This is a genomic window from Sphingobium sp. ZW T5_29, assembly GCF_044987515.1.
Classification (GTDB): Bacteria; Pseudomonadota; Alphaproteobacteria; order Sphingomonadales; family Sphingomonadaceae; genus Sphingobium.
Window position 1 is genome coordinate 74,072 of the sequence record NZ_JBJDRM010000012.1, and the last position, 17,560, is coordinate 91,631.

Below are 17,560 nucleotides of genomic sequence, written 5' to 3' on the forward strand. Positions count from 1 at the left end.
TCCATCAAACCTGCTTTGCCATGCCGGATCACCATTCCACTCCCCAGAAAAACGAATGCCGATGCCCAGGCAGCGGGACGCGCAACTATGTTGCCGCGCGCTGTTCAATGGGCAGCGGGGCATCGCCCCAGCAAGTATGCTACCGTTAGGCAGCCGGACCTGTCGGCAGGCTCGCCTTCCCGTGATTTTGCGACTAATGTTCGCCAATATTCTGGAACAGCGCCAGCGCCGTTACCGGACGCGCGATGGAGAGGGACGGTTGAAGACGGACGGATCTTCGATGAATACGCGGATCGCGCCCCCTCTCGGCGAGGCGGATATGCGGGCGCATCTTGAAAAAATCCTGCAAAGCCCTGTGTTTGAACGCAGCCCCCGCATGCAGCGATTTCTGCGCTATCTTTGCGAAGAGACGTTCGCCGGACGCGGCGCGCTCCTGAAAGAATATAGTGTTGCGCTGTTCGTCTTCGACAAGCCGGAAGATTTTGACCCCGGCAGCAGCGCGACCGTCCGGGTAGAGGCGGGACGCCTTCGCCGCCTGCTCAGAAATTACCAGGTTGATCACGGACATTCCGATACCGTCCTGCTCAGCATTCCCAAGGGAGGTTACGTCCCGGCCTTTGAGTGGAGATCGACACAACCGGCTGTCTCCCTGCCCGACGATACCGCACCGGCGAAGACCGCCGAACAAGATTTGCTCCCCGGTGTGGAGGTGAGCTGGTTGACGGTCTTGTCCTGCTCCTTCTGGTCAGGGCGCGCGTCCAATCTGACGGCGGCGTTCCTTGCCGAATATGACCGTTTTCGCACAGATTTTTCGTCCATCATGGAACGGCTGGGCGGGACTATCGAAAATAGTGCGGCGGCGCGGCTGACCGTCTATTTCGGCTGGCCGGGCGCGCTCGAAGACGCCCCCGGACGGGCAATGACGGCGGCGCTCGAAATGATGGCCCATGTCCGCAGCGAACATCGTGAGAATTGCAACGTCCGGATAGGCATCGCTACGGGCAAGGTCCTTTCACGGCCCTGTCTGGAGCAGCCGCTGATTCTGGGCGAGACCCCCATCGTCGCGTCCAAGATGCTGGACCAGACACCTGTCAACGCCATTCTGATCTCGGAAGAAACGCGCAGTCTCGCGCGTACGGCGTTCGAAACCATTCCCGCCGGAGCGATCAGCACGGACGAGGGACAGCAAATCCCTCTCTGGCGCCTGCTGGCGGCCCGATCGACGACGCGTTTTCTGGCCCGGCACGACGCATCGCCCGCCAATCTCATCGGCAGGGGCGCGGAGCTGGAGCTGCTGTGCAGCCGCTGGCATACGGCCGCCGCCGGGGAGGGCCAGTCCATCCTTGTCGAAGGCGACGCGGGGATTGGAAAATCCCGCCTGTCGGAGGCCATGATTGAACGGTTGCGGCCAAAAGGAGTGCGGATCCGCCTGCAATGCTCCGCGCATCACAGCAACAGCGCTCTCTATCCCTTGATTCAGTTCCTGCGGCGGCATGTCGTTGGAAAACATCCGGCGAGCGCTGCGATAGGACGGTTCCTCACACAGTTCGGCTTGAACATGTCTGACAACCAGATCCTTCTGCAAACACTACTGGCGCCCGCAGATTTGCAGGAAGACATGGAAAGAAGTTTCCCGTCAGCCAGCGAGAAGAAGGAAAAAACACTCCAGCTTCTGATCGAGATACTGTCCGTCCTGTGCGATCGGCGGCCGGTCATCCTGTTGATCGAGGACATTCACTGGGCGGACCCCACCACCTTGGAACTGATAGGATATGCTGCGTCGGCTTGCCAGGATCTGCGCCTTTACCTCGTCATGACGGGAAGGCCCGGCTGCGCGTCGCGGCTCGGCCCGGTTCAGGGAATCGCGGTTCTTCGCCTCGCGCGGCTCGCGCGACAGGATTGCAGCCGGATGATCGACTCCATAGTCGGCGACGCTGCACTGCCCGGCCCGGCGCGGGAAGCGATTATCGACAAGGCGGACGGCGTGCCACTCTATCTTGAGGAACTCACGAAGCTATTGCTCGCCCAGGATCTGCGGGACGCCGGTCCAGCCGCCGTTCCCGACAGTCTCAACGATCTGCTGGCGTCCCAGCTTGACTGCATGGGTTTTGCGCGGCGCGTCGCACAGGTGGCCGCCGTGATCGGCCGGGATTTCCCTGGCGAGATACTGAAGGTTCTGACCGGGGACGACCGGCACCGGCTAGCCGCTGCAATCGACCAGTTGCTCGCCGCGGGCATCCTGACCCGCAGCAGGTCCAACGGCGAAGGGCGATACTCCTTCCGGCACGCGTTGCTCCGCGATGCCGCTTACGCGTCGATGCTGAACACGGATCGCAAGGATCTACATTACCGGACTGCCGACATCCTGGTCGACTGTTTCCCCGACATCGCGGCCGATCACCCGGAAATCATCGCCGGACATATGCGCGAGGCGGGCCGCCTGAAAGAAGCCGTCCCCTTCTGGCTGGACGCTGGCCGGAAGGCGGCGCGAAGATATTCCCTTGTCGAAGCAAGCAGGGATTTTCGCGCCGCCCTCGACGCGCTGGCTTCCGTTCCGGCGAGCATCGAAAGGAGCGAGCGGGAACTCGACACTTTGCTGGAGCTGGGGACAACCATCCGCGATGCTGAGGGCTATTATGCCGCAGGATTGAAAGAGATATATGAACGCGCCCGCTTGCTGGCGGAGGAAGTCAACCGGCCAAATGCCCTCGCGGCCAGCCTTCATGGCCTTTGGACTGTCGCGGCTGGCCGGGGGCAGTGGAAACATGCCGACCTGTTGGCGGGCGAGTTCGATCAGTTCATCCATAGGCTTGGAAAGGACGCCCGGCTGGAAGCGGAAGGATATCGCCTGCTGGGTGCGGGCGCCGCGTTCCGGGGGGACTTTACCGCTGCCCAACTGCATTTTCAGTGTGTGGCCGCGGTCTATGATCCCGCGCGGCATGGGCGGAGTTTCGGCTATGACCCCGGCGCGGCGTCCATCGCCTATCTGTCCTGGGTCCATTGGCACTTAGGCAACGCCGAGGAAGGCAGAAGAGAAGCCGATCGCGCGCTTGAGGCAGCCAAAGCCCTTGGCCATCCGGCAACCCTGTCGCTGGTGCTCGTATGGCTGCTCTTCCACGCCGTTTGCGAGAGGGATCATGAACGGATCCACTCCTATAACGATCGGCTTCAGGCACTATGCTCTGAACAGATTTGCCGGTTCTGGCAGCCGTTTGGGCGTGCGTGCGTGGCGTGGGCCTCGTTTCATTCCACGCGCGACCCTTCCCATCTGGACCAGCTGCTGGAACATACGAAGGCGTTTTCCGAACTATATCTCGCCTCCTGCCTCCATCTTCTGGCCACCGACATCTGCTATGAACTGGGCCGCTTTGAAGAGGGGCTGCATCATGCGAGGCTGGCAGCGACATTCATGGCCGAACATGATGAGCGGATATGGGAAGCGGAATATTGGCGGCTGCTGGGGCTATTGCACGCGCGCCGGTCGCCAGACAGCAGCGAGGGGCGGCACTGCCTGGAGCAGGCACTGGCCACCGCTCGCAGGCAACAGGCCGTTATGCTGGAGCGCCGGGCCCAAGACGCTCTGGAGGATTTACCAGCCGCCACCGATTCACCCGGCAGGACCGACTTGACGCGACATGAAAAGCGGCAGGCAGCCATGCCAGGATGAAGTCCGGTTTCAACCCTGGGGCAGTTGATCCAGCGGCATCTCCACGGGCGGCGCTTCCTCCACCGGAACGGGGCGGGTATAAAAGCGGCCGCTGCTGCCTGAAGGAAAAGGCGTGTCAATCCAGTGCCGCGCCCGATCCGCAGGAACCAGCGGCAATTCGATCGCGGAAGGCCGCGCCGCATCATGATGGATGGTCTGGCGCGCTGCCCGGTAATGTTCCGGCACGGCGGCGGACAGGTCGATGAAGTCCTGCGGATTGACCTCGCTATTGGGATAATCGCTGCTGGAAATGACCACGCGAATGCGATGCCCCTTCTTGAACAGATTGCTGGTCGCGGGCAGCTCTATCTCATATCTTTCGACGACGTCCGGTAACAGACTTTCGGGTGCGATCCGCGATCTGCGATAGCGGGCACGTGTCATGCCGGTCGCCAGGTTGTAGGAACGGCCATCGGGAAAAAGATCGACAAGCTTGACGAACCAATCGCTGTCGGCGGCGGATGATTGGGCGTGGAGGATGGCGCGGATGGGACCTGTCACCTCCACATCCTCCTCCAACACCGCCGTCGTATAGACGAGTATGTCCGGGCGATAATCGTTCGGCCGCTGGTCCGCAGGACCGCCGTGTAGCGAATGCCCGCCCAGCGAAGGCACCGGGTTGTGCGGGTCGCTGACGTAACTGTCCGCCGGTTCATCTCGGTCCGGAGGCGTCAGCGACAATAGCCCGTCTCCCGACGCGCCGTTCGCATGACCGTTGCTGTGCAAGTAGAACAGCGTAGGCCGCGCGTCCGGTAGAGGCCAATCCTGTTCGGCGCGCCAGCGATTCTCGCCCATGACATACAGGATGACGCGATGGTCGTCCTCATCCTTGGCCCGGCCCAGAAGATGGCGGTCCATCCACGCGCCCATCATCGCAACGTCGTCCACCAGGGCGCCGGGGAAATGGCACAGCATTGCATCTGCGACATGGCCCCATGGCCCCACGATCAGCCGCTGCCCTTTACGCGCTTCTTCCGTGGCTCCTTCGCGAGAAATGTTCACGAAAGCGTCGAGCGAATTGCGATTGAACAGGTCGTACCAGCCCGTGAAGTGCAGGATCGGCGCCGTCACCTTGTCGAAACGCCCCGTCATGTCGGTATTGGCGAAGAAGTCCGGATTGTCGCGGTTGCCGACCCAGGCGTTCCAGAATGGCATGTGCCGGTTGATGGGCATGTTCCGCAATGCCTGGCCGCGCGCGATCTGGAAGGCTAGGTCCGGCGACGCCATCAGCATCTGCGGAGCCGCGAAACCAGCGGGCAAGCCCGCCGCGTGGGCGTCCGCGGCTATCTGAGCGGTCACCTGCTCCCCAAGCCGCGGCGCGGCGGTGAACGCCATCGCCATGGTCCAGCTCAGGGCGGTGCTGTTCATCACGCCCGAATTATACACCCAGCCACCATTGAACTGGTTAACGGCGGGAACCTGCACAACTGCCGCGTCAATCTCGTTGCCCTGGGTTTGGAGGTGCAGCATCTGCGTTCCCCCCATATAGGACTGGCCGGTCGTTCCGACTTTGCCGTTGCACCAGGGCTGCCGCTTGATCCAGCGTACGGTATCGATGCCGTCCTGCCGTTCTCCCCATCCCTCGTCCATCATCGGATCAAACACGCCGCCCGATCCATTCGTCCCCCGCACGTCCTGGACCAGAACAGCGTAACCCCGGCGGGTCAGATAGGCTGGGGTGCCGAATGATCCCTGCACAAACATCTTGTTATACGGCGTTCGGACCATGATGACGGGATAACGGGCATCGCGCTCCACTTGCCCCGCTTTCGTGGGCAGATAAAGGTCCGCAGCCAGATCGACACCATCGCGCATCGCGATCTTGAGGTCACGGAAGACAGCTGTCTGCTTGTTGATAAAGTCGGTTTGCACAATCACTCCCGCAGATGAACGCAGCGCCAAGCGTACCGGGTGCCCTCATTCCCCAACCTATGCCTGATAAACGTCCCAAACAAAATTAAAGTTCGCTATCTAACTGTAAGCTACTATTTTCAAGTGGTGCGCTGGGTGAATATCCAACAGGGCGCCGACAGGCAGCCACCAGAATATGACAAAAATCTACGGGAGGGGAAAATGATGATGTCCATTCGAACATGGGCGCTGCTGTCCGCTGCGACGCTGCTCCCGGTGGTTGCACATGCGCAGGATCAACAGCCGCAAAGCGCTTCCGCCGATGCCGGCGTGCTGCAAGACATAATTGTCACCGCGCAAAAACGGGCCGAACCGTTACAGTCGGTGCCTGTCGCGGTTTCCGCGTTCAACAGTGAAACGCTGGAGCGTGCACGCCTGGACAACCTAACCGGCCTGCGCGGTCTCGTGCCGGGACTGACCATCAACAGGTCCGGCGCGTCCATGGATGTGCCCCAGCTCAGCCTGCGCGGCATATCGATCCAGGACGTTCTCCCCAGCCTTGAATCCAGCATTGGTTTCACGGTCGACGGCATTCCCATTGCCTTCCAGCGCGGTTCGCTGATGGACGCCTATGACATAGAGCGGATCGAGGTGCTGCGTGGACCGCAGGGGGTCTTGAATGGCAAGAATACGACCGGCGGCACCATCAACGTCATCCGTGCGCGGCCCGATCCATCGGCGGAGGCGACCGGCAAGGCACGCTTCACCATCGGCAGCTTTGGCGAGAATGATTATGAGGGCGTCATCATGGCCCCGATCGTCAGCGACATTCTGGCGGTCAAGGGCGCTATCACCGTCCGGAAGAATAACGGCCAGTTCAGGAACATCGTCACGGGCGGACGGAACGGAGATCGCGATGTGCGCACATTCGGCCTGGCGTTCGTCGCCACGCCGTCCGACAAGCTCAACCTGTATCTTTCACTCGACAGGGTGGAAAATGACAGCGACCTGTCACCCTATTCCCAGCTCCTGACGCCCAACCTGATCTCATACAAGGTTCCCGGCTATTTCGCCGGCGCCAACTCGCCTTGTCTTAATCCCTATACTGCCTCCATCTGCACGCCCTTCACGAAAAGCAAGAATGTCGTGGAGTCGCGGTCATTCCCCGGTTCGCTCCGGCTGAACGCCCTGACCGGCGAAATCTCGTATCAAGCTACCGATGACGTGCGCCTGGTCAGCCTCACCGGGCTGCGCGAGTTCAAGGAATATACGCTGGGCGACTATGACTCCACGCGCTTCGCCTTGGCGCGGAACGAAACGTCGCTGAAGGCGCATCAGTTCTCCCAGGAATTGAGGCTGGAAACATCTCTCGACGGCCCCTTCAATATCGTGGGCGGCTTTTTTTACATGAATTATGAATATACCCAGAGGACCAACCTGTCGGTCGATCTGGCGGCATTGCCACCGATCGCGACGGGACTGCCCGACTGGCTGCCGCCGGGTTTTGCCTATCTCAACTCCGTGGATGCCTATGTCACCAACCAGCATAACCGGTCGACCGCGCTATTCTTCCAGGCCGATTACGACCTGAGCGACCGGCTTCGACTGACTGTGGGCGGACGCCAGACCTGGGATCGCAAGAGAACCCACTATACTCTCTATACCGCCGTGCCGGGCACCGTGCGGGATATGGATGCTCTCGGCCCGCTAGCCGGGGACGTCGCCGCTGGCGTCAGCTTCCAGAAGTTCACGCCCAAGGTGAACGTGCAATATAAGTTCAGCCCGGACATCTTGACCTATGCGACCTACAGCCGCGGCTACAATACCGGGGGTTTCAGCGGACGGACGGGCAATCTGGCCACGGCTGTTCTACCCTATCGGCCCGAAGTGATGGATGCGTTCGAAGTCGGGTTCAAGAGCGAGTTCTTCGATCATCGCGTCCGCCTCAACGTCGCCGCTTTCCACAATATCCTGAACGACAAGCAGGAAAACGTCCTCCAGGTCATCGGCTCGCGCCTGCTGTCGCGGACCTTGAATGTTGCAAAGGCCAAATATACCGGCGTCGAGACAGAGCTGACCATTGTCCCCAGCAGGAACTGGACGATCCTGGCGACCGGCGGCTATCTACACGCCAAATATTCGGAATTCATGGGCAATCTTGGACAGGGTGACGCGGATATGTCCGTGCTCAGCTTGCGCCGCACGCCAAAATGGACGGCCGGACTTGTGTCCGACTATTCGTTCGATGCCGGAAACGGGAAAGTGGGTCTGAATGGGGCGCTTTATTACACCTCGCGTTATGAGACCGACGCACTGAACGACCCGCGCGGCTCAATCCCGCCTGTCGCCCGCATGGATCTGGGCATCCGCTATGAATTGCCGATCAGCGGCAGGACACAGCTGGAGCTTTCCGGCTTCGTAAGAAACGTTACGAATAACACCACTTATGACGGCATCACCTCAGGTGAGAGTCCAGGATCCTTGGTCGAGTTTGCAAATCCGATGACAGGCAGGACCTGGGGCCTTTCGTTGGGGACGCGCTTCTAAAGCGTCTCCGCCAGACGGCGTTGCGTTGCGTGGGTTCTGGAACATGTTCTGAGTTCACTTCTCAAATACTCATCCGCCTGTTTTCCAAGGCTGTTGAGTTGCGAGTAACGCGTCGTAACCCGATGGCCGATAGTTAGATTATCCGTGATGGTCACCCGCACAAGCTGTTGATGGTAGAGATCGTCGGCAAATTTATACGCTATATGTTCATCAGCCGTGCGGGTGGACCGGTAAACATATCCCTTCATGCCAAGGGTTTTGATCCGACAGAACCAAATTGGCTTTTTTTAATCTCCTCGGAGGAAGAGGTAGATTCAACCGTCCCAAAAAGACTTTGATTCGAGGATGTTCTTTCTGCCGACCCTTGCGGTAAGGGTGATCGTCTGCGTCCGATGCAGAATCGCTAAGACCCGATTTTTCCAAAATTCCGTCCCCACATCCGGATATCCGTATGCGATCCGTACATCGGGATTTTTGGTGTTCGGGAAAACCGAAGATTAGGAAAATCGCAGATTTCTGCGATTTTGGAGCGGGCGAAGGGATTCGAACCCTCGACCCCAACCTTGGCAAGGTTGTGCTCTACCCCTGAGCTACGCCCGCTCTGGCGGCCGGAGGATGTGTCCCTCTCGGCGGGTGAGGCGGGCAACTAGCAGCGGTTCCTCGAACGGGCAAGGGGAGAATTGGGCTGGGCCAGAAATTTTTCGGGCCCATGTCGGGATTGGCACTTCCTTCTAGCGCGACTTTGGTAAGGTGTTGGCTCAAGGCGCCAACTCTTTAAATGGCGAGGGGACGTAAAGCCTTGGCCGGCACGCATCCGCATAGCGTGGTGCCATGGAGGGACGGTATTATTTGGGCATGCGGGATCATCCTTGATCATGCTGCGTAGTGGTTTCAGGCGCGCAGGAGGAAGCGGACATGTCATCCGACCATTTGAGTCGTCGTGGGTTGCTGCAGGCCACTGGCGCGACGGCGGTCATCGTTCCGGCGATAGCTCAGGCGCAGGGCAAGCGTGAAGAGGGGCCGCAATTGAAGAAGGGAGAGGGCATGAACGCCGTCGAATTCACCGTGAACGGTCGGGAAGTGCATCTTCAACTGGACCCGCGCACCACCCTGCTGGACGCGCTGCGTGAGCATCTGCACCTGACTGGCACCAAGAAGGGATGTGACCATGGCCAATGCGGCGCCTGTACAGTGATTGTCGAGGGGCGGCGAATCAACAGCTGCCTGACGCTGGCGGTGATGCATGAAGGCGAGAGTGTGACCACGATCGAAGGGTTGGGCACGCCGGAACGGCTGCATCCGATGCAGCGCGCCTTTATCACCCATGACGGCTATCAATGCGGCTATTGCACCCCAGGGCAGATCTGTTCAGCCGTTGCAATGCTGGAGGAAATTGCGGCGGGGGTTCCCAGTCACGCAACGCATGATTTGCGTCAGGTCGCGTTTTCCGATGCTGAACTGCGTGAGCGGATGAGCGGCAATATCTGCCGTTGTGCGGCCTATCCGAACATCATCGCGGCCATTCGCGAAGTCGCGGGGGAGGATGAGGCATGAAACGCTTCACCTACAATCGTGCGACCAGCGTCGAGGAAGCGGCCCGAACCGCCGCCAGCGTCCAGGGCGCTCGCTTCATTGCAGGCGGGACCAATCTGCTGGACCTGATGAAACTGCAAATCGAAACACCTATCCATCTGATCGATGTCAATCATATCGGCCTCGATAAGGTTGAGACGACGGAGGAAGGCGGACTGCGTATCGGCGCGCTGGTCCGCAATACCGATCTGGCTGCGAATGATGTTGTGCGGCGCGACTATGCGGTGCTCAGCCGCGCGCTGCTCGCCGGAGCGTCGGCGCAGTTGCGCAACAAGGCCACGACTGCGGGAAACCTGCTTCAGCGCACGCGCTGCCCGTATTTTTACGATACACGCATGCCCTGTAACAAAAGGAAGCCTGGCAGTGGTTGCGCGGCGATGAAGGGCGTCAGCCGGGGCCTGGCGATTGTCGGCACGAGCGACGCCTGCATTGCGCAGCACCCGTCCGACATGGCGGTGGCGATGCGCTTGCTGGACGCAAATGTAGAGACGGTGACGGGTGACGGCGCGCGTAGATCCATTCCCATCGCCGACTTTCACCGTTTGCCGGGCGACACCCCGCATGTCGAACATGGGCTGGCACCGGGAGAGCTTGTTACGGCGGTGACCCTGCCCCCACCCATCGCGGGCACCCATATTTATCGCAAGGTGCGCGATCGCGCCTCATATGCCTTCGCACTGGTGGCGGTGGCGGCGATATTCGGAAAGGACGGGAGCGCGCGTTTCGCCTTTGGGGGGATCGCTCCCAAGCCATGGCGCGTGGATGCGGCCGATGCCGCAGTGACTTCAGGGCCAAAGGCTGTGGCCGATGCCGCTCTGGCTAACGCGCGTCCGACGGATCAGAACGCGTTTAAACAAAAGCTGACCGTCCGAACGCTTGCGTCCATTTTTCGTCAGAAGGAGGCGCGGATATGAAGTTCGATACGCCTGCAACCGCTAACCCCATCGATCGCGGCCGGGTGGTGGGTGTCGCCCATGACCGCATTGAAGGCGCCGCGAAGGTTACGGGCACCGCGCCCTATGCCTATGAACGCCATGATGTCGCGCCCAACGCCGCCTATGGCTGGATCGTGGGTTCCGCCATTGCGAAGGGGCGGATCGCCGCCATGGACTTGACAGCAGCGGAGGCCGCGCCGGGCGTGCTGGGCATTGTCACCCATCAAAATGCTGGTCCACTGGGCAAGGGAAACCGAAACACCGCTCATTTATTGGGTGGGCCTGCGGTCGAACATTATGACCAGGCGGTGGCGCTGGTGATCGCCGACACGTTGGAAAACGCCCGTGACGCCGCCCGCCTTCTCAGGATCGATTACAACGCCGAAAATGGAAAGTTCGACCTGGCGGCTGCGCGAGGCAGCGCGTCGAAACCGGAGGACGGTTTTGGCGGCCCTGCCGACACGAGTGCGGGCGATTTCGACGCCGCCTTTGTGCGCGCGGCGGTGCAGATCGACCAGAGCTACACCACGCCCGATCAAAGCCATGCCATGATGGAACCGCACGCCACCACGGCGGCCTGGAATGGCGATCGGCTGACATTGTGGACCAGCAACCAGATGATTGCTTGGGCGGTTGGGGACATGGCCAAGACGTTGAAGATTCCCAAGGACCGCATCCGCATTGTATCGCCCTATATCGGCGGGGGGTTCGGCGGAAAATTGTTCCTGCGTGCCGATGCGCTGCTGGCGGCGCTGGGAGCGCGGGCCGTGGGCAGGCCGGTGAAGGTTACCATCGCGCGGCCGCAAATCCCCAACAATACCACGCATCGGCCCGCCACGATCCAGCGCATTCGGATCGGCGCTGACAAGGATGGGGTGATCGACGCCATCGCGCATGAGGTCTGGTCCGGCGACCTGCCGGGCGGAGGCCCTGAGACAGCGGCGCAGCAGACGCGGCTGCTCTATCGGGGCGATCATCGCCGGACGGCGCATCGTTTGGCGACATTGGATCTGCCGGAAGGCAATGCGATGCGTGCGCCGGGGGAGGCGGTTGGGATGTTGGCTTTGGAAATTGCCATGGATGAATTGGCCAATTGCTGCGATATTGATCCGGTAGAGTTACGCATCCGTAACGATGTGCAATATGACCCGGAAGCAGGGCCGCAGCGACCCTTTTCCAGCCGCAAGTTCGTCGAATGCCTGCGCCAGGGCGCGGCGCGCTTTGGGTGGGACAAGCGCCATGCCCGACCGGGCCAGCAACGCGACGGACGATGGCTGGTCGGCATGGGCATGGCGGCAGCGTTCCGCAACAACCTGGTCGCCCCATCGGGCGCGCGCGTGGGCGTGGACGGGCAGGGGCGGGTGACGGTCGAAACCGACATGACCGACATCGGCACGGGCAGCTATACCATCATCGGCCAGACCGCCGCGGAAATGATGGGCGTGCCGCTGGAAGCGGTGACGGTCCGGCTGGGGGACAGCCGCTTTCCGGTATCGTCGGGTTCGGGCGGCCAGTTCGGCGGCAACAGTTCGACCGCAGGTGTCTATGCCGCCTGCGTTGCGCTGCGGACGAAGCTGGCCGAACGGGCGGGCTTTCCAGCCGAACAGGTGATTTTCGAAGATGGTCTGCTACGCCTGGGCAATCAGTCGCAAGGCTTGGGAGCGGTCGCCGGGCCGGACGGGCTTTGGGCGGAGGATAAAATCGAATTTGGCGACCTGACCGAACGCTATGCCCAAGCGACGTTCGGCGCGCATTTCTGCGAAGTGGGGGTGGATGTCAACACGGCGGAAGTGCGCATCCGCCGCATGGGCGGAGCCTTTGCCGCCGGGCGCATCCTCAATCCCAAATCGGCACGCAGCCAGGTGATCGGCGCGATGACGATGGGCGCGGGCGCGGCGTTGATGGAGGAATTGCATGTCGACAAGCGCTTCGGATTCTTCGTCAACCATGACATGGCCGAATATGTGGTGCCGGTGCATGCCGATATTCCCGAACAGGATGTGCTGTTCCTGGAGGAACTGGACGACAAAAGTTCGCCCATGAAGGCCAAGGGGGTCGGCGAACTGGGTATCTGCGGCGCGGGCGCGGCGATTGCGAATGCAATCTATAATGCGACCGGCATCCGGTTGAGGGACTATCCGCTCACTATCGACAAGCTGATCGGGCAGGCGGAGGGATCGGCCCTGGCTTGATTCCACCGCGAGCGGCGCGATTGCGAGGCATGCGGGGGAGATGTAGGGCGGGCTGCATGAAATTTGCAGTCCTGCCCATCGCCCTGCTTGCCTTCCCCACAGGCGCGCTGGCCCAGCTTGCGGACAGCGATCCGGCGAAGATCATCGTTACGGGGGCAGGGCTGCCACTGCCGCCCGGCACGCCAGCTTATGGATCGGTGGTCATCGACCGCGACCGGCTGCTGGACAGCGCGTCGGGCAGGATCGAGACTATTCTGGGCGATGTAGCCGGTTTCCAGCAGTTCCGCCGGTCCGACAGCCGATCGGCCAATCCTTCCGCACAGGGCGCGACCCTGCGCGCGCTGGGCGGCAATGCGTCCAGCCGGACCCTGGTGCTGCTGGACGGCGTGCCCATGGCCGACCCCTTTTTCGGCTACATCCCGTTCAGCGCCCTGGTGCCCGATCGGCTTTCGGTCGTGCGGGTGACACGGGGCGGTGGGGTCGGGCCGTTCGGCGCGGGGGCGGTGGCGGGCACCATCGAACTGGCCAGCGCGACCCGTGACCAGCTTCCCGTCTTTTCCGCGAGCGCCCTGTATGGCAGCCGCGACGCCACCGAATTGTCGGCCAGCTTCAACCCTGACCTGGGCGGCGGCATGGTGTCGCTGTCGGGTCGCTGGGATCGCGGCGATGGGTTCCAGACTACGCCGCAAGGCCAGCGGGGGGCGGCCACTGTGCCATCCGCCTATGATGGCTGGTCCGCCAATTTGCGAGCGGTCGCCCCGCTGTCGTCCACGTCGGAGGTGCAGTTCCGCGCAACGATTTTCCGTGACGATCGCACGCTGCGATTCCGAGGCGCGGACAGCGTAAGCGAGGGGCAGGACGCCAGCATCCGCTATATATCGCGGGGGCGGTGGCAAATGGATGCGCTTGCCTATGTTCAGGCACGCAATTTTTCGAACATCGTCATTTCGTCCAGCCCGCCCTTCCGCAAGGCGCTGGACCAGCGGAACACGCCGTCGACGGGCCTAGGCGGCAAGATCGAACTGCGCCCGCCGGTGGGTGGCGGCCATATGCTGCGGATCGGTGCCGACAGCCGCTTTGCCAGCGGCGACATGTACGAGGACGCCTATAATGCCATGACCGGCCTTGTCAGTGCGCACCGCCATGCCGGGGGGAAGCAGTTGACGGCGGGGCTGTTCGCCGAAAATGACTGGACGTTGGGCAAGCTGGTGTTGATCGGTGGGGTCCGCGCGGATCGATGGACGATAAGGGACGGATTTTTCCTCGCAGCGGGTCTGGGCGCTGCGAACAATATGTTTCCTGACCGATCCGGCTGGGAATTTTCCGGTCGGGCGGGTGCGCTCTACCGCATCAGCGACGCCGTGGCGCTGCGCGGGGCGGGCTATACCGGCTTCCGTTTGCCGACACTCAATGAACTATATCGCCCCTTCGTGATCGCTTCAGCCGCGTCGACGGTGACGACGCGGGCCAACCCGGCGCTGGAAAATGAGAAGCTGAAGGGCGTCGAAGCGGGCATCGACCTTGTCCCGATGCCGAACGTCAGGCTGGCCGCCACCGCCTTTTACAACCGGCTGGACAATGCGGTCGGCAATATGACGGTCAGTTCGACGGTGACGGGTGGACGCGCGATCGTCGTGCGGGAACGGCAGAATGTCGATCGCATTGTGGCCAAGGGCGTGGAGCTGACGGCCAGTGCCGATGCTGGCGCTTTCCACCTGTCCGCATCCTACGCTTATAGCCACAGCCAGGTTCATGCGCCGGGGGAGGATTTTGACGGCCTGTCGCCCGCGCAAAGCCCACGCCATGCCGCCAGCGCGACGCTGGCCTGGCGGTCTGTGCAGGGGCCGGAATTGTCGGCCACGGTGCGCTATGTGTCGAAACAATATGAAGATGACCTGCAATCCGATGTGCTGCCCAATGCGCTGACGGTGGACGCAGTGGCGCGATTCCCCATCGGCCATGGCGCGACGATCATCGCCAGGGGCGAAAATCTGCTGGATGAGACGGTGGTGACGCGCAATGCGGGCGGGTCGATTGATTTGGGAACGCCACGGACATTGTGGCTGGGACTGACAGTGACCGGTTAGAGCAAGCTGCGCGATATGTGAATCACGCAGCTTGCTCTAATTCTTTGTTGTCGCATCGCTTTTGGCGGAAAATCGGTTCCCGCTTTTCCGCGCGATGCTCTAAAGATCAATTCTGGTCGAGGAAGCGGCTGGAAACATCCGGCGGCACCCGCAGGATGCGGCCCGATTGCCGGTCGATGATCGCCCAGGTGGATTTGGCGGCGACCTTCACCTTGCCATCGACGCCCATGAATTCCATGTGCCGGTCAAAGCGCGCGCCGCGTGGCGCGTGAGGAATCCAGGTGCGGATGGTGACAGTCTCCCCCTCCTTCACATTGCCGCGATAATCGATCTCATGCCGGGTGACGACCCAGACATAGGCGTCGAGATGCGCCGGGGCCGCGTCGCGGGTCCAATGTTCGGTCGCGACCTGCTCCATCCATTGGACCCAGACCGCGTTATTCACATGGCCAAGAATATCGATGTGCTCAGGCCCGGCGGTGATCTGCGCTGTGTAGGATGAGGACATTAGCGGGGCCTTCGCATCATCGAAATCACCCCTGATCCACGCCCAGTTGCCAGAGGATGAAGGCAAATTCCTCCGCCGTTTCCTGCAGGCTTTCGAACCGTCCCGACTTGCCGCCATGACCCGCGCCCATATTTGTCTTGAGCAGCAGGACATTGTCGTCCGTCTTGGTGGCGCGCAGCCGGGCGACCCATTTGGCCGGTTCCCAATAGGTGACGCGCGGGTCGTTCAGCCCCGCCGTGACCATCAATGGCGGATAATCCTGCGCCTTTACATTGCAATAGGGGTCATAGGACAGGATCGTTTCAAACGCCTTGGGGTCTTCGATGGGATTGCCCCATTCGGGCCATTCGCCCGGCGTCAGGGGCAGCGTTTCGTCCAGCATGGTGTTGAGGACATCGACGAAGGGCACATGGGCAACCACCGCCCCCCAAAGGTCGGGGTCGCTGTTGATCACCGCGCCCATCAGTTCACCGCCCGCCGATCCGCCGGAAATGCCGATGCGTCCCTTTGACGTATAGCCCCGTTCGATCAGCCCCTTGGCCACGTCCACAAAGTCGGTGAAGCTGTTCGTCCGTTTGTCCAGCTTGCCATCCAGATACCATTGCTGGCCCAGATCATCGCCGCCGCGAATATGCGCCAGCGCAAAGGCGAAGCCGCGTTCCAGCAGGGACAGGCGGCTGGTCGAAAAGCCAGGCTCCATCGCGATGCCATAGGCGCCATAGCCGTAAAGGTAGAGCGGCGCGCTGCCGTCGTGGGGCAAGCCCCTGGGATAGACGATCGACACGGGAATCTGCGTGCCGTCGCGGGCCGGGATCATCAGCCGCTCCGTCGCGTAACGGGTCGCGTCATAGCCGGACGGGATTTCCTGGACCTTCAACACTTCCAGTTCGCCGGTGGCGAGGTGATAGTCATAGATGGTGTCGGGCGTGACCATCGATTCATAGCCGATGCGCAGTTTCGTCACGTCATATTCGGGATTGTCGTCCAGCGACGCCGAATAACTCGCTTCCGGGAAGGACAGGCGCTTTGGCGTGTGGGTGGCGTAGTCGCGCAGTTCGATCTGGTCGAGCCCGTCCTGCCGCCCTTCGGTGACATAGAATCCCTTGAACAGGGTGAAGTCGGTCAGGTAGAAATGGGTGTCCGGCGCGATCACTTCTTCCCATTCGTGCGGCGCGGCGAGCGATGCCTTTACCAGCCGGAAATTGGGATGGGTGTCGTTGGTGCGGATGTAGAGCGTGCCGTCATGTTCATCGACTTCATATTCCCGGCCCGGCAGGCGCGCGGCCACCAGCAGGGGCGGGGCCGTCGGGTTGTCGGCGGGGAGCAGCCAGACTTCGGTCGTGACATGATCGCCCGTCGAGATGACGATCCATTTTTCCGATGACGTCAGGCCGACCGCAACGCGGAAGCCGTCATCATCTTCGTGGAACAGTTCCACATCGGATGCGACCGGCTGGCCGATCCAGTGGAGGCGGGTATTGTCGGTGCGCCAGTTTTCGTTGGCGATACCGTAGAGCAGCCCCTTGCTATCGCTGGTCCAGACCAGCGACGACAGCGTGTCAGGGATGATTTCCGGCAGCAGTTCGCCGGTGAACAGATCCTTGATCCGCGCTTCGAACCGTTCCGATCCATTATTGTCGATGGCGTAGGCGAGGTAACGGCCATCCGGGCTGACCGACATCGCGCCCAGGCGGAAATATTCATGACCCTCCGCCAGCGCCGGTTCGTCGAGGATCAGCTGATCCTCGCTGCCGTCGGTTTTGGCCGCCACGGGCCGCCGATACCATTTGCGATATTGCGCCCCGATTTCGAAGGCGCGCCAGTAGACATAGTCGCCATCCTTTTGCGGGACGGACTTGTCGTCTTCCTTGATACGGCCCTTCATCTCCGCAAACAGCGCGTCGGTCAGCGGCTTGCGCGGTGCCATCGCCTGTTCAAAAAACGCGTTTTCCGCCTTCAGATAGGCCAGCACATCCTTGTCCTTGACGTCGGGATAGCCGGGGTCGCGCAGCCAGGCCCAGGGGTCTTCGACCGTGACGCCATGGCGGGTCAGGCTGAATGGACGGCGGGCGGCGGTGGGCGGTACAAGGGAAGCGGTCATTCACAGTCCTGGATCATGGGTCGGGCGCGCTGGCATATGC

9 protein-coding genes and 1 tRNA gene are annotated in these 17,560 nt (G+C 61.5%); 6 read left to right on the forward strand and 4 right to left on the reverse strand.

All coding sequences use genetic code 11. The annotated features are described in order from the left end of the window. Nucleotides 1-181 precede the first annotated feature (181 nt). A complete protein-coding gene (locus ACI3KQ_RS11800) occupies nucleotides 182-3,667 on the forward strand; it encodes an ATP-binding protein (protein ID WP_404957810.1) in 3,486 nt (1,161 codons plus the stop codon). A gap of 9 nt (nucleotides 3,668-3,676) precedes the next feature. Here the strand turns inward: ACI3KQ_RS11800 and ACI3KQ_RS11805 are convergent, their stop codons facing one another. Further along, the gene (locus ACI3KQ_RS11805) at nucleotides 3,677-5,578 is read right to left on the reverse strand and encodes a CocE/NonD family hydrolase (protein WP_404957812.1); all 1,902 of its coding nucleotides are present in this window, start codon (nucleotides 5,576-5,578) and stop codon (nucleotides 3,677-3,679) included. A gap of 201 nt (nucleotides 5,579-5,779) precedes the next feature. Between ACI3KQ_RS11805 and ACI3KQ_RS11810 the strand changes: the two genes are divergently transcribed. Next, nucleotides 5,780-8,104 (forward strand): TonB-dependent receptor, encoded by a 2,325-nt coding sequence (locus ACI3KQ_RS11810; RefSeq protein WP_404957814.1) that lies wholly within the window; start codon nucleotides 5,780-5,782, stop codon nucleotides 8,102-8,104. 525 nt (nucleotides 8,105-8,629) lie between these two features. Here ACI3KQ_RS11810 and ACI3KQ_RS11815 read toward each other — a convergent pair. Further along, nucleotides 8,630-8,704 (reverse strand) — tRNA-Gly (locus ACI3KQ_RS11815). 315 nt (nucleotides 8,705-9,019) lie between these two features. On the opposite strand from ACI3KQ_RS11815, the gene paoA reads away from it, so the two are divergent. Genes paoA through ACI3KQ_RS11835 form a run of 4 tightly spaced genes read left to right on the forward strand, consistent with a single transcriptional unit; the run spans nucleotide 9,020 to nucleotide 14,911 of the window. Next, entirely contained in the window at nucleotides 9,020-9,658 is a 639-nt protein-coding gene (paoA, locus tag ACI3KQ_RS11820) for an aldehyde dehydrogenase iron-sulfur subunit PaoA (RefSeq protein WP_404957816.1), read from the forward strand. After that, nucleotides 9,655-10,611, forward strand: coding sequence for an FAD binding domain-containing protein (locus tag ACI3KQ_RS11825; protein ID WP_404957818.1), 957 nt, complete (start codon nucleotides 9,655-9,657; stop codon nucleotides 10,609-10,611). Before paoA ends, ACI3KQ_RS11825 begins: the two co-directional genes overlap by 4 nt. Continuing rightward, a complete protein-coding gene (gene paoC / locus ACI3KQ_RS11830) occupies nucleotides 10,608-12,824 on the forward strand; it encodes an aldehyde oxidoreductase molybdenum-binding subunit PaoC (RefSeq protein ID WP_404957820.1) in 2,217 nt (738 codons plus the stop codon). Before ACI3KQ_RS11825 ends, paoC begins: the two co-directional genes overlap by 4 nt. A gap of 56 nt (nucleotides 12,825-12,880) precedes the next feature. Next, the gene (locus ACI3KQ_RS11835) at nucleotides 12,881-14,911 is read left to right on the forward strand and encodes a TonB-dependent receptor plug domain-containing protein (RefSeq protein ID WP_404957822.1); all 2,031 of its coding nucleotides are present in this window, start codon (nucleotides 12,881-12,883) and stop codon (nucleotides 14,909-14,911) included. Between the two features lie 106 nt (nucleotides 14,912-15,017). On the opposite strand, the gene ACI3KQ_RS11840 is transcribed toward ACI3KQ_RS11835, so the two are convergent. Next, entirely contained in the window at nucleotides 15,018-15,419 is a 402-nt protein-coding gene (locus ACI3KQ_RS11840; RefSeq protein WP_404957824.1) for an acyl-CoA thioesterase, read from the reverse strand. Between the two features lie 25 nt (nucleotides 15,420-15,444). After that, the gene (locus ACI3KQ_RS11845; RefSeq protein WP_404957826.1) at nucleotides 15,445-17,520 is read right to left on the reverse strand and encodes a S9 family peptidase; all 2,076 of its coding nucleotides are present in this window, start codon (nucleotides 17,518-17,520) and stop codon (nucleotides 15,445-15,447) included. Nucleotides 17,521-17,560 lie beyond the last annotated feature (40 nt).

What these genes read in the sequence shown, in the direction of transcription:
- ACI3KQ_RS11810 (WP_404957814.1), top strand. Translation starts at nt 5,780, where the DNA reads ATGATGATGTCCATTCGAACATGGGCGCTGCTGTCCGCTGCGACGCTG.
- paoA (WP_404957816.1), top strand. Translation starts at nt 9,020, where the DNA reads ATGTCATCCGACCATTTGAGTCGTCGTGGGTTGCTGCAGGCCACTGGC.
- ACI3KQ_RS11825 (WP_404957818.1), top strand. Translation starts at nt 9,655, where the DNA reads ATGAAACGCTTCACCTACAATCGTGCGACCAGCGTCGAGGAAGCGGCC.
- paoC (WP_404957820.1), top strand. Translation starts at nt 10,608, where the DNA reads ATGAAGTTCGATACGCCTGCAACCGCTAACCCCATCGATCGCGGCCGG.
- ACI3KQ_RS11835 (WP_404957822.1), top strand. Translation starts at nt 12,881, where the DNA reads ATGAAATTTGCAGTCCTGCCCATCGCCCTGCTTGCCTTCCCCACAGGC.
- ACI3KQ_RS11840 (WP_404957824.1), bottom strand. Translation starts at nt 15,419, where the DNA reads ATGTCCTCATCCTACACAGCGCAGATCACCGCCGGGCCTGAGCACATC.
- ACI3KQ_RS11845 (WP_404957826.1), bottom strand. Translation starts at nt 17,520, where the DNA reads ATGACCGCTTCCCTTGTACCGCCCACCGCCGCCCGCCGTCCATTCAGC.